Here is a 12648-nt window from a genome sequence, read left to right as displayed (position 1 = left end):
CAATGCCGCTCGTCATCTTGTGGCCCGTCCCACATGTCGTTAAGATCGCGCGAGTGCCTACGTACTGGTCGATCGCCACGGCGTCCTTCCGTCAGTACTCGACCTACCGCATGGCGACGGCCGCCGGGGTCTTCACCAACACCATTTTCGGCCTCATCCGCGCGTCCATCATGATCGCTGCGATCACGACCGCCGGCGGCGAACTCAGCGGGTACACCGTCGCCCAGGCCGCGACCTACGTGTGGCTCGGGCAGGCTTTGCTCGCCCCCATCGAGGCCTTCGGCACCCGCGAGGTCTCCCAGCGGGTCCATCAGGGCGACGTGGCTGTCGACCTGCTGCGGCCCACCGCGTTCCTCGGCCTCTACTACGCCCAGAAGCTCGGCCGCTCCAGCTTCCTCCTGATGGGGCGCGGCGTCCCTCCCTTGGCCGTGGGGGCGCTCGTGACGGGCCTCGCCCTGCCCGATGATCCCCTCTCCTACCTGCTGGGCGCCGTCTCGCTCCTGCTGGCGATCACGGTGGCCTTCCTCGGCGACATGATGGTCAATCTCGCCGCTTTCTGGCTGCTGGAGACCCGGGGCCTGACCGTCGTCTACAACGCGGTCATGAACCTGCTCTCGGGTTTCCTGATCCCGATCCTGTGGTTCCCGGACTGGCTGCTGACCATCGCCCGTGCCACCCCGTTCCCCTCGATGATCCAGACCCCCATCGACACCCTCTCGGGCCGCGTCCCTCCGGCCGAAGCCCTCCCCCTGGTCTTCACCCAGGTGGTCTGGCTCGCGGTGCTCACGCTCGCGGCCCAGCTGATGCTGCGGGCGGGCGTGCGGAGCGTGGAGGTGCAGGGTGGCTGACTCCTCCCGCGCCCCGCGCCGCACCGACCGCACCGACCGGGCAGATCGTCCGGTCACGGCTGCCCGCATGGTCGCCACCCTGTACGGTTCGCGGATCCGTTCCCAGGCCACCTTCCGTGCCAGCTTCGCCGCCGACCTCGCAGGGCAGGTGCTCATCGTCGGCACGGAGTTCCTCGAGCTGTGGGTGATCCTCTCGCAGGTCAGCACCCTGGGTGGGATGACCCTTCCTCAGGTCGCGGTGGTCTACGGCCTGGGCGCACTGGCCTTCGGGATGGCGGACCTCTTCTTCGGGGAGATCGACGGGCTCTCGACCGCGATCAAGTCCGGCAAGCTCGAGACCCTCCTGATCCGTCCGGTGCCCGTGCTCCTGCAGATCTCGAGCCTTGACCTGTCGTTGCGGCGCATCGGACGGATCGTCGTCGGGCTGGCGATGTACGTGACCGCTCTCGCAATCGCCGGCTTCCAGCCCACTCCCGCCACGCTGGCGCTCGCGGCCCTCGCCCCGCTCGCGGGTGCTCTGATCTTCGGCGCCCTGTTCACGATGGCCGGTGCCCTCCAGTTCTGGCTCGTCGACGGTCGCGAGTTCGCCAGTGCCTTCACCTACGGCGGCAACTACGTCGCCACCACGCCGGGAGCGGTGTTCGCCCTGCCCCTGCGCGCCTTCTTCACCTTCGTCGTCCCGGCGACGCTGATCGCCTACGCCCCCACTCTCGCGCTGCTCGACCTGCCCGGTCCCCAGCTGGTCCCCGCCTGGGCCGGCTGGTGCGGGCTGCCCGCCGCGGTCCTCGCCTGGATCGTCGCCGGGGCGCTCTGGCGCGCGGGGGTCCGCAGATACACAGGAGCCGGCGGATGACCACGCCCGAAACACGCCCTACGTCCTCGACCGCGTCCGCGGCGGCCATCGAGCTGACCTCCCTGCGCCGCGACTACGTGGTGCGCTCGCCCCTGGCCGGCTCGCGTCGGCGCCGCCGCCAGATCGTGCGAGCGGTGGACGACGTGTCCCTGACCATCTCCCGCGGCGAGACCGTGGGCTTCGTCGGGGCGAACGGCGCCGGCAAGTCCACGACCATCAAGATGATGACGGGCATCCTGCGGCCGACGTCCGGGGGTCTGCGGGTGCTGGGTCGCGACCCCGTCCCGGAACGGCGCCACCTGGCCCGCGAGATCGGAGTCGTCTTCGGTCAGCGCTCCCAGCTGTGGTGGGACCTGCCCCTGCGCGAGAGCTACACGATCCTCGCCGCGATGCACCGCCTCACGCAGCGGCAGCGGGAGGCCCGCCTGGATCGTCTGGTCGACGGCCTCGACCTGAGCAGCTTCCTGGGCCGTCCGGTGCGGCAGCTCTCGCTCGGGCAGCGGATGCGCGGGGAGGTCGCCGCGGCACTCCTGCACTCCCCCGACCTCGTGGTGCTCGACGAGCCGACGATCGGGTTGGACATGGTCTCCAAGGAGGGATTGCGTCGATTCCTGCGCACCGATCGCGCCGAGCGCGGCACCACCCTCTTCCTGACCACGCACGACATGGGAGACGTGGAGCGACTGTGCGACCGGATCGTCGTGGTCAACGCCGGGACGGTCGCCTACGACGGAGAGTTGGACTCGTTCCGCGAGCACCTCGGGGCGCCTCGCGAACTGCTGGTCGACCTCGCCGAACCGGTCGCCGCCCTCACCCTGCCGGGCTCCGCCGAGACTGCGGCCGTGGAGGCCGAGGGGATCCGCCACCGGATCCGCTTCTCGGGAGCGGAGCTGACCGTGCCCGTCCTGCTGGCGGCGATCAACGCCCAGACCACGGTGCGTGACCTCGCACTGAGCGAACCCGCGGTCGAGGACCTGGTGCGGCAGATCTACGCCCGCGGCGGGATCGACTGAGCATGCAGGAGCGGAGCACCCCACCGTGCTCCCCTCCTCCCCGGTGAGCTTCCGCGTGCGAGATGATGAGGACATGGATACGCGCGAGGACAGCACGACGATGCATGGCGAGTACAAGGTCCGCGGCGGCAAACTGGTCTCGGTGGAGCTGACCACCCGGGACGGCCGGATCGCCGCACCCCACGTGTTCGGCGACTTCTTCCTCGAGCCCGACGACGCGCTGGAGGATCTGGGCGCCGCCCTGGAGGGGATGTCGACCGAGGCCACCGCCGCGGAGCTGGCCGCCTCGATCACCGATCGGCTCGAGGCCCGACCGGATCCCGTCGAGATGATCGGTTTCGACGCCGAGGCGATCGCGATCGCGACCCGCCGGGCGCTCGGACACGCCTCCAGCTGGGAGGACCTCACCTTCGACGTGATCCCGGCCGTCACGCTGCCGCCGGTGATGCACGTCGCCCTCGACGAGGTGCTGCCCCTCGAGGTGATCGCCGGCAGGCGCCGCCCCCACTTCCGGATCTGGGACTGGGACTCCTCGCTCGTGGTGATCGGCTCCTACCAGTCGGTGCGCAACGAGATCGATGCCGAGGGCGCGCGGAAGCACGGCATCGGTGTGGTGCGTCGGATCACCGGCGGCGGCGCGATGTTCATGGAGCAGGGCAACTGCATCACCTACTCCCTGGTGGTGCCCACCTCGCTGGTCGAGGGGCTCAGCTTCGAGCAGGCCTACGCCTACCTGGACGACTGGGTGATGGGAGCGCTCGCGGAGATCGGGGTGAAGGCGCGCTACGTGCCGCTGAACGACATCGCCTCCGAGCAGGGGAAGATCGGCGGCGCCGCCCAGCGTCGTTTCGCCGGCGGCGTGCTGCTGCACCACGTGACCATGTCCTACGACATCGACGCGGACAAGATGGGCGAGGTGCTGCGGATCGGCAAGGAGAAGCTCTCGGACAAGGGCACCCGCAGCGCGAACAAGCGCGTGGACCCGATGCGCTCCCAGACGGGATTGGCCCGCGAGCAGATCATCGAGGGATTCCTGGACCACTTCCGCGCCCGGTACGACACCGAGGAGTCGACCTACACCGAGGACGAGCTGTCGATGGCCCGTGAGCTGGTGGAGACGAAGTTCGGGACCGAGGAGTGGACCAACCGGGTGCCATGAGAGGAGACGGGGACTCGCCCTGCCGAGGGCTCCACGCCTGGCCCTCGCGCCGCCAGACTCTCAGCGCAGTCCGAGCGCCTCGTGGCGGCCGCGGTAGATGCCGGTGCGCAGTTCGATCGCCCAGGCCTCGGCCTCGGGCATGCCGAGCTGCCGGGCCACCGCGATCTCGGCCTCGATGTCATAGGGGACGCGCACGAACTGCACCCCGAAGGGGGCGGCGGCCTCCCCACCGGCGACGCCCTCGAGGATCGCGTAGGACGGCGTCGGCTCGTCCAGCGGATTGCCCACGCTGCCGACGTTCACGAGCGTGGCCCCCGGCTGCGCCGCGAGGTAGGAGTCGTGGATGTCGCCGTAGACGACGACATCGGCCCGACCTGCGTCGCCGGTGAAGGGTGTCGGCTCGAACATCATCGCGAAGGTCTCTTCGTCCGGCTCGCGGTGCACGCGGGTGAACTCGTCGATCGGCGAGGCGTGGAGCAGCCGCACGCGTCGGCCGGAGAATTCCAGATCCAGGCTGCCTGGCACGCCGATCAACCACCGGCGGTCCTCGACCGAGAGCTCCGAGCGCCACCAGGCCTGCCCCTCACCGTCGGGCTCGCCCTGGCCGGCGACGAACACCTCCCAGTTCCCGCGCACCGCGGCCTCGCAGCGCTCCCGGGTCAGGGCCGTGCACGCAGCACCGCGCGGCCCCTTTCCCACCACGTCCCCGAGGTTGATCACGCGGGTGATGCCGCGTTCGGCGATGTCGGCGAGCACCGCCTCGTAGGCTGTGAGGTTCCCGTGCACGTCGGAGACGACGGCGAGGCGCTGGCGTTCCATCGCCCCACCGTACGACGCGGCACGGTCGGCGCGAGGGCGCTCACACTGCCGGCGTCCGCATTGCACTGCCGCGCAGACCTGGAACAATGACCCCATGACCGATACCGCACCGCGCCCTGACCACGCCCTCCCCGATCGTCCCTCGCTCGAGGGTCTCGAGGAGAAGTGGGACGGTGTATGGAGCGAGCAGCAGCTCTACGCCTTCGACGACGACACCACGCGCGAGCAGGTCTTCAGCATCGACACCCCGCCCCCGACCGCGTCGGGCTCGCTGCACGTCGGCCACGTGTTCGGCTACTCGCAGGTCGACATGATCGCCCGCTACCAGCGGATGCGCGGCAAGAACGTGTTCTACCCGCTGGGTTGGGACGACAACGGCCTGCCCACCGAGCGCCGGGTGCAGAACTACTTCGGAGTGCGCTGCGACCCGTCGCTGCCCTACGAGGAGGACTTCACGCCCCCACAGGAGGGCGGCGACAACAAGTCCGCCAAGGCTGCGAACCAGAAGCCGATCTCGCGGCGCAACTTCATCGAGCTGTGCGAGCGCCTCACCGAGATCGACGAGAAGTCCTTCGAGGAGGTCTTCCGCACGCTGGGCCTGTCGGTCGATTGGAACCACAGCTACCAGACCATCAACGCGCACTCCCGCGCGACCTCCCAGCGCGCTTTCCTCGAGAACCTCGAGCAGGGACAGGCGTACCAGGCGGAGGCCCCCACGATGTGGGACGTCACCTACCGCACCGCGGTGGCCCAGGCCGAGCAGGAGGATCGCGATCGCGACGCCGCCTACCACCGCCTCGGCTTCACGAAGACCGACGGCACCGGCGAGAAGGTGTTCATCGAGACCACCCGCCCTGAGCTGCTGCCCGCCTGCGTGGCCCTCGTGGCCCACCCCGAGGACGAGCGCTACCAGGACCTGTTCGGCAGCACCGTCACCTCTCCCCTGTTCGGCGTCGAGGTGCCGGTGAAGGCCCACCCCCTCGCCCAGGCCGACAAGGGCGCAGGCATCGCCATGATCTGCACCTTCGGCGACTCGAACGACGTGATCTGGTGGCGCGAGCTGGAGCTGCCCACCCGCTCCGTGGTGGGTCGCGACGGCCGCTTCCTGGCCGAGGCGCCCTGGATCGCCACCGACGAGGGCCGGGCCCACTACGAGGAACTAGTGGGTCTGACCGTGTTCAGCGCGCAGAAGCGCGTGGTGGAGATGGTGACCGAGTCAGGCGACCTGGTCGGGGAGCCCGAGAAGATCTCCCACCCGGTGAAGTTCTACGAGAACGGCGACAAGCCGCTGGAGTTCGTCACCTCGCGCCAGTGGTACCTCACCAACGGCGGCCGCGACCAGTCCGAGGACGGTCTGCGCGACGAGCTCATCGCGCGGGGACGCGAGCTGATCTGGCACCCCGCCTACATGGAGTCCCGCTACCGCAACTGGGTCGAGGGGCTCTCCGGTGACTGGCTGATCTCCCGCCAGCGCTTCTTCGGCGTGCCGTTCCCGCTCTGGTACGCCGTGGACGCCGAGGGCGAGACCGACTACGACACCGTGCTCACCCCGCCCGTCGAGTCCCTCCCGATCGACCCGACGATCGACGTGCCCGCCGGCTACAGCGAGGCCCAGCGCGGGGTGCCCGGTGGCTTCGTCGCCGATCCCGACATCCTCGACACCTGGGGCACGTCCTCGCTGACCCCGCAGCTCGCGGGCGGCTGGAACTCCGAGGCAGAATCGGACGGGCTCTTCTCCAAGGTGTATCCGATGGATCTGCGCCCGCAGGGCCACGACATCATCCGCACCTGGCTGTTCTCCACGATCGTGCGCTCCCACCTGCAGCAGGATTCGCTGCCGTGGAAGCATGCCTCGATCAACGGCTGGATCCTGGATCCGGACCGCAAGAAGATGTCGAAGTCCAAGGGCAACGTGGTCACCCCGATCGGGCTGCTGCACCAGCACGGCTCCGACGGGGTGCGCTACTGGGCGGGCCGGGCCCGCCAGGGCGTGGACACCGCCTTCGACGAGGGGCAGATGAAGATCGGCCGACGGCTGGCGATCAAGATCCTCAACGCCTCGAAGTTCGCCCTCGGTTTCGGCACCGCTCCGGCTGATCCCGCCGGTCGCCTGGCCGCGGACCCGTCGGCCGTCACCGACCCGCTGGACCGTGCCCTGCTGGCGAACCTCGCCCGGGTCGTCGACCAGGCCACGGCCGCCTTCGACGACATGGACTACGCCCGCAGCCTCGAGGTCGCCGAGCCCTTCTTCTGGGCCTTCTGCGACGACTACATCGAGCTGGTCAAGGAACGCGCCCACGGCAACTCGCCGAGCGGCGAGACCGGGGCGGCCTCGGCCCGGGCGGCGCTCGCGATCTCCCTCGAGGTGCTGCTGCGCCTGTTCGCGCCGGTGATCGTGTTCGCCACCGAGGAGGTCTGGTCGTGGTGGCGCGGCGGCAGCGTGCACACCCAGGCCTGGCCCGTCGCGGGGCCGCTGCGCGAGGCCGCCGCCGGCCAGGAAGCATCCCTGCTGGACTCGGTCGCGCAGGCGGCGATCGCGGTGCGGCGCATCAAGTCCGATGCGAAGGTCTCGCAGAAGACCCCGATCCTCCACGTGAGGGTCCTCGCCCCGCAGGCCACGCTCGCCCACCTCGAGGCGGCGTCGGAGGATCTCACCGCACTGGGCCGGATCGAGTCGCTCGAGCTGGGCGCGGGCGAGAGCGAGGACATCCTCACCGAGGACGTCGAGCTCGGCGAACCGCCCGTGAAGAAGCCCCGGAGCCAGGGCTGAGCACGGACCCGAGATCCGGTCCGGGGGCGTTCAGTCGAAGGGGTTCATGCCGCTGACCGCATCGCCGACGGCGTCCTTCGCCCCCTCGAACGCACCCGAGGCGTCGCCGATCGCGTCGTCGAGGTCGTAGTCGCCGGGGGTGATGTCGTTGACGATCTCGTTCGGGTGGACCGAGAACGAGAGGTCCGCGTTGACGCCCAGGGCGGCGGCGACATCGCCGCCGACGGCGACGCCGACCTCATCGGTCGAGACCGTCCCGCCGAAGCTCCCGCCGACGCCCGCGCCCGCTTCCACGCCCGCGGACGCCGACGAGCTGAACCATCCCCCGGGAGAGGTCCCGGAGAAGTCCGCCTCGGCCTTCGCACCAGCGAACGCACCTGCATCGGCACCGAAGGTCCAGCCGTTGACGTCACCGTCCTCGTTGCGGGTGACGTGCGAGTACGCGTTCGCATGGGCTTCAGCACCGGCGTAACCATTCGCTCCGATGGTCTGGCTCGCCCCGTACGGCCCCGCCAGGGTCGCGCTGATGTCCCCGTAGACCCCGGCGCTGCCGGACGCTCCGGCGCTGAACCCGTCCGGGCCGTAGGTCACTCCCGCCTCGCTGTAGGCCTCGGCCCCGAGGCGACCGTCGGATCCCAGCGTGAACCCGCCGGGCAGGTTCAGCTGTTCCTCGTACCCGATCTCGGCGCCGGCCCGGGCTCCGATCGTGCGGGTCGTGTTCCCCTCGGCGTCCGTCGTGGTGTTGGCGCCGTAGCTGGCTCGCGTGTTCGCGTATCCGTCGACGTAGCCGGCATCGTTCTCGATCTCGCGACCGTCCCAGTGGGAGTCCCCGGCCGACTGGGCCCCGACCGGACGGGAGTCCGAGGCGGCGCCACCGGGACCGTATTCCTCATCGCCGTAGAAATACGGCCCCTCGCCGTCTCCGGGGACGGACCCTATGCCGAGCAGGTGCTGGAGAGCATCGATTCGGCTCGGCCCCAGCGGATCACCGGGGAACGCGGGCAGCGGCAGCAGCGGGCCGAACGGACCGCCGGGCAGCAGGTCGGCGATGATGTCGAAGAAGCCGCCGTCGTCACCGCCCGAGGTCTGGTCCTGCTGCTCGGCATGCTGCTCGAGCTCGCGAGCGCGGTGGTCCACGTCCTCGCCCCGCGCGAGCAGGTCGGGCATGACGGTGCCGTGCCAGCGCTCGCGGAAGGCGTCGGCGTCCGGACCCTCCCAGGCGGCGCCGTCGATCGCGGACTGCGCGGTCGAGACTAGGTCCGACAGTCTCTGCGCACCGCGCGTGCACGCCTGGGCGTGCCGGCGCATCTGCTCGGTGTCGCCTCCGTAGAACCCGGCCACGACCGCTCCCCTCGTCCGTTACTCCGCTGCCCCTGACGTGGAGATCAGAGTACGGCGATCGCGCCGTCGTGCCCATGGGGAGGACTACCCATAGGGTGGTCCTCGCGGACCGGTCGCGCAGCGCCTCCGGGTCCCGGATCCCGATTCACCCGTGCACGCGTCGCAGGAGGCCCCATGCAGCAGACCATCCGCGGCACCGGATCGCGCGTCAACACCGTGATCGTCGGGCCGATGGTGATGCTGATCGGCGTCGGAGCGGGGATCACGGCGATCGTGCTGTCGATCGTCCTGCAGGCCCCGGGCTTCCTCGCCCTGTTCCTGCCGGCCCTGCTCGCCCTCGGGGGCGGGGCGTTCGTGCTGTGGGGAGCCAGACGGTCCCGTCTGCGGGTCGACGAACACGGCGCCACCTGGTCCGGCTTCCTCGGCGCGACGCGCTCCCTGCGCTGGGACCAGGTCCATCGGCTGCTCCCTCCTCCCGCGGGTGACCCCCGCTGCGTGGCGATCGTGCAGCTGCGCGACGGATCGCACCGAGAGGTGCACGCGCTGTGGGAATCGCGGACCTCACCGGTCTCGCTGATGGGCGCCCCGGACCATTCCGCGGCGCAGAACGCGCTGCTGGCCGGGCACCGCGCCTGGCTCGACGGGCACCGCTGACCGGACCGCGCAGACGGTCCGGCTCAGCGCACGACCTCCCGGTGCCCCGGGTCGGGACGGCGGGTCCAGCCGCGGGCGTCGAGGTGCTCGAGCAGGGGGATCGCGATGCGCCGGGTGGTGCTCAGCGCCTGGCGGGCCTGCGAGGTCGTGAACGGCTGCGGCAGGCGGGCGAGCTCTCGCATGGCCAGGGCCGGTGCCGTGGGGAGCAGGATCACCTCCCCGGGAAGGCGCAGCAGCCGGCCCTGCCGGGCGGCGGCGGCGAGCTCACGCGGTCCCAGACCCAGGGCGAGGAGGTGATCGGCCTCGGGAGCCTCGAAGGGATGTTCTCCGAGGCTCTGCTCGAGCCGGCGCACCGCGGGCTCGGCCTCGCCCAGGGGACCGGTCTCGGCCGCCTCGCGCACGCGTCCCTCGCCCCGGTGCAGCCCGGCGGCGTCGACGACCGCATCCAGCAGGGCAGGATCGGGGAGGTCGAGGGCGTCGACGGCGGCCTTGCGCGGCAGACCCGGTGACAGCGGGTCGGCCTCCCGATCCGCGACGACGACTTCACGCAGACGACGCGACCAGGCCTGCAGCGCGGAGGTGTCCACGAGCCACTCGCCGCGGCGCTGCACTGGTGACGGGAGCGGGGCGGGGACGGCGATCCCGGCGCGGACCAAGGCGTTCTCGCGCATCGCCCTGCGGCGGGCCACCTCGGTGCGGACGTCTCCCTCCGGTGGCATCGCCTCGAGCGTGAGCGCCCGCCGGTGGCCGTCGCCTCGGCGATCGAGGCTCGGCGGGTCGACGTCGAGGACCAGCGCACCACCGCGCACCGCTCTGCTGCTGGTGGTTCGCAGGACCAGACGATCCCCGACCGCCAGCGGGAGCGGCCGGTCCAGGGTGAGGCGCGCGTGGTCGGCGCCCAGCGGTCGCACCCGCGCCGGGACGGCGGCGGTGCCGACATGGACCATGAGCTGCGCCGGCGTGTCGTCGTACCCCTCCCCGCTCGCGCGGCGCACGTCGAGCACCCCGCAGAGCTCCCACGCCCCCGGGGTGAGCAGAGCATCCCCACGCCCGATGTCCTCGGCGGGGGTCCCTCGCAGGTTCACCGCGGCGCGGCTGACCGGGCCGAGCGAGCCCACCGGCCCGCCGCGGGTCTGCAGGCCGCGCACCACGGCGTCTCGCCCGCGCCGTGCTCCGGCCAGCTCCAGGGGGTCTCCTCGGGTGAGGGTCCCGGCCGGTAGCGTCCCGGTGACCACGGTCCCGGCACCGGCGATGGTGAAGGAGCGGTCCACCCACAGCCGTACCCGCTGTGCAGCGGAGGGCTCCGGGGCGCGGCGCACGACCTCGTCGAGCAGGGCGCACAGCGCCGGGAGCCCGTCACCCGTCACGGCGGAGACGGCGACGGCCGGGGCGTCGGCGAGACCGGTCCCGGCCAGTTCGGCGCGAGCCTCGGCGAGAACGGTGTCCGCTCGCCCGGGGGCGAGGTCGGTGCGGGTGATCACGAGCAGACCCTGGTCGAGGCCGAGAGCGGCGAGAGCGTCACGGTGGTCGCCGGACTGGGCGCACCAGCCCTCGTCGGCCGCGATCACGAAGCACACGAGCGGAGAGGGGCCGAGACCGGCCAGCATGGTGCCCAGGAACCGCTCGTGCCCGGGGACGTCGACGAAGGACACCTCGCCGGACGGCAGCTCCATCCAGGCGAACCCGAGCTCGATGGTCAGCCCCCGCTGCTTCTCCTCGCCCAGACGGTCCGGGTCGGTGCCGGTCAGTGCATGGATCAGGGTGGACTTGCCATGGTCGACGTGCCCGGCGGTCGCGACCACCTGCTTCATCGCGGCGGCTCCGGGCGCGGGGACGCGACGTGGGCGCGGGCCGCTTCGACGGCGGCGATCACGGTGTCGTCCTCCTCCTCGGAGATGCACCGCAGATCGAGCAGGCAGGCGTCCTCGCGCACCGTGGCCACGACCGCGTGCTCGCCCGTGCGCAGCTCTCCGGCGAGCTCGGGCTCGAGGGCGACGGCCCAGCCGGGCAGCGGCACCTCGGCCCCTCCCCCGCCGCCGACGCGACCGTCGTGCTCGACGAGCCGTCCGCCCGTCCGCTCGGCGAGGCGGACGGTGCGCTCGCGCAGCTCCTCCGCGTCGAGGCGCAGGGCCGTGAGCACGGGCGGGGCGGGGCCGGTGACGGTGGCCTCGAGAGCGGCCAGGGTGAGCTTGTCCGCGCGGACCGCGCGGGCCAGAGGATGGCGGGCGAGGCGGGAGATGAGCTCGGAGCTGCCCAGCAGGATGCCGGCCTGGGGCCCGCCGAGGAGCTTGTCGCCGCTGGCGAGGACGAGGTCCGCGCCAGCGCGCAGGGCGGTATCGGCATCGGGTTCCGCGGGCAGGCGCGGCTCGGGGGCGAGCAGGCCGCTGCCGAGATCGGCGACCAGAGGGATGCCCGCGGTGCGGCACGGCCCGGCGAGCTGGGCGAGAGGGACCTCGCTGGTGAAGCCGATGATGCGGTAGTTGCTGGTGTGGATCCGCAGCACGCAGCCGGTGTTGGGCCCGAGCGCCTGCTCGTAGTCGGCCAGGTGCGTGCGGTTGGTGGTGCCGACCTCGTGGAGTACGGCCCCGGTGGAGGTGATGAGATCGGGCAGACGGAACCCGGCCCCGATCTCGATCATCTCGCCGCGGCCGAGCACCACCTCGCCGGTGCCGGCCAGAGCGGTGGTGGCCAGCACGAGGGCGGCGGCGCCGTTGGTGACCACGAGGGCGTCCTCCGCGGCGGGACATGCCGCCAGCAGCGCTGCCCGGGCGCCGGCGCCGCGGCGGGCGCGAGCCCCGGTGGCCAGGTCGAACTCGACGTCGGTGCAGCCCGCGGCGTCCTGCAGCGCGGCCCGGGCAGCGGTGGACAGCGGGGCGCGGCCGAGGTTGGTGTGGACGATGACACCGGTCGCGTTCAGCACCGGGCGCAGCGAGGAGGCGCAGCGCTCCCCGAGGGCGGTGAGGACCTCGTCGAGCACCTGCTCGGGGCTGATCTCGCCGGCCCGGGCGCGGTCCTGTGCGGCATGGACGAGGTCGCGCACGACCCGGTCGCTCAGGGTGCCGCTCGCGCGGGCGACCTGCGGATGGGCGAGCAGGTCATCCGTGCGCGGGATGCGGCGCCGCGGATCCCCGGTCGCGTCCTGGCCCTCCGGTTCCTGGATCACGGCGAACCTCCTCGGGCGGCGCGGAGTC

10 protein-coding genes are annotated in these 12648 nt (G+C 71.7%); 6 read left to right on the top strand and 4 right to left on the bottom strand.

The features are described 5' to 3' along the window. Positions 1–53: 53 nt before the first annotated feature. The 4 genes from JOF43_RS10175 to lplAB all read left to right on the top strand — a co-directional run bounded on the left by JOF43_RS10175 (position 54) and on the right by lplAB (position 3873). Positions 54–848 carry an ABC transporter permease gene (locus tag JOF43_RS10175; protein ID WP_209901707.1) on the top strand — a complete coding sequence of 265 codons (795 nt, stop codon included), beginning with the start codon at positions 54–56 and terminating at the stop codon, positions 846–848. Beyond that, complete coding sequence (locus JOF43_RS10170; protein ID WP_342592137.1) at positions 841–1701, top strand: ABC transporter permease; 861 nt, start codon at positions 841–843, stop codon at positions 1699–1701. Before JOF43_RS10175 ends, JOF43_RS10170 begins: the two co-directional genes overlap by 8 nt. After that, positions 1698–2714, top strand: a complete 1017-nt coding sequence (locus JOF43_RS10165) for an ABC transporter ATP-binding protein (RefSeq protein WP_209901705.1) — start codon at positions 1698–1700, stop codon at positions 2712–2714. The genes JOF43_RS10170 and JOF43_RS10165 overlap by 4 nt, the downstream gene beginning before the upstream one ends. A 100-nt stretch (positions 2715–2814) precedes the next feature. Then, a complete protein-coding gene (gene lplAB, locus JOF43_RS10160) occupies positions 2815–3873 on the top strand; it encodes a lipoate-protein ligase LplAB (protein ID WP_209903240.1) in 1059 nt (352 codons plus the stop codon). Positions 3874–3933: 60 nt separating this feature from the next. Here lplAB and JOF43_RS10155 read toward each other — a convergent pair whose 3' ends face one another. Then, positions 3934–4692, bottom strand: coding sequence for a metallophosphoesterase family protein (locus tag JOF43_RS10155; RefSeq protein WP_209901703.1), 759 nt, complete (start codon positions 4690–4692; stop codon positions 3934–3936). Positions 4693–4786: 94 nt separating this feature from the next. On the opposite strand from JOF43_RS10155, the gene valS reads away from it, so the two are divergent. Continuing rightward, positions 4787–7462, top strand: coding sequence for a valine--tRNA ligase (gene valS / locus JOF43_RS10150; RefSeq protein ID WP_209901701.1), 2676 nt, complete (start codon positions 4787–4789; stop codon positions 7460–7462). Positions 7463–7492: 30 nt separating this feature from the next. On the opposite strand, the gene JOF43_RS10145 is transcribed toward valS, so the two are convergent. Further along, a complete protein-coding gene (locus JOF43_RS10145) occupies positions 7493–8803 on the bottom strand; it encodes a WXG100 family type VII secretion target (RefSeq protein WP_209901699.1) in 1311 nt (436 codons plus the stop codon). Positions 8804–8977: 174 nt separating this feature from the next. On the opposite strand from JOF43_RS10145, the gene JOF43_RS10140 reads away from it, so the two are divergent. Beyond that, positions 8978–9457 (top strand): hypothetical protein, encoded by a 480-nt coding sequence (locus tag JOF43_RS10140; RefSeq protein ID WP_209901698.1) that lies wholly within the window; start codon positions 8978–8980, stop codon positions 9455–9457. Between the two features lie 23 nt (positions 9458–9480). Here the strand turns inward: JOF43_RS10140 and selB are convergent, their stop codons facing one another. Continuing rightward, complete coding sequence (gene selB / locus JOF43_RS10135; RefSeq protein ID WP_209901696.1) at positions 9481–11268, bottom strand: selenocysteine-specific translation elongation factor; 1788 nt, start codon at positions 11266–11268, stop codon at positions 9481–9483. Further along, the gene (gene selA / locus JOF43_RS10130; protein ID WP_342592136.1) at positions 11265–12620 is read right to left on the bottom strand and encodes an L-seryl-tRNA(Sec) selenium transferase; all 1356 of its coding nucleotides are present in this window, start codon (positions 12618–12620) and stop codon (positions 11265–11267) included. Before selA ends, selB begins: the two co-directional genes overlap by 4 nt. Positions 12621–12648 lie beyond the last annotated feature (28 nt).

The sequence above is a fragment of the Brachybacterium sacelli genome (assembly GCF_017876545.1).
GTDB classification, from domain to species: domain Bacteria; phylum Actinomycetota; class Actinomycetes; order Actinomycetales; family Dermabacteraceae; genus Brachybacterium; species Brachybacterium sacelli.
Note: the sequence above shows the minus strand (reverse complement) of the source record. Positions and strands in the feature narration are given on the sequence as shown.

What these genes read in the sequence shown, in the direction of transcription:
- JOF43_RS10165 (WP_209901705.1), top strand. Translation starts at nt 1,698, where the DNA reads ATGACCACGCCCGAAACACGCCCTACGTCCTCGACCGCGTCCGCGGCG.
- selB (WP_209901696.1), bottom strand. Translation starts at nt 11,268, where the DNA reads ATGAAGCAGGTGGTCGCGACCGCCGGGCACGTCGACCATGGCAAGTCC.
- valS (WP_209901701.1), top strand. Translation starts at nt 4,787, where the DNA reads ATGACCGATACCGCACCGCGCCCTGACCACGCCCTCCCCGATCGTCCC.
- lplAB (WP_209903240.1), top strand. Translation starts at nt 2,815, where the DNA reads ATGCATGGCGAGTACAAGGTCCGCGGCGGCAAACTGGTCTCGGTGGAG.
- JOF43_RS10140 (WP_209901698.1), top strand. Translation starts at nt 8,978, where the DNA reads ATGCAGCAGACCATCCGCGGCACCGGATCGCGCGTCAACACCGTGATC.
- JOF43_RS10155 (WP_209901703.1), bottom strand. Translation starts at nt 4,692, where the DNA reads ATGGAACGCCAGCGCCTCGCCGTCGTCTCCGACGTGCACGGGAACCTC.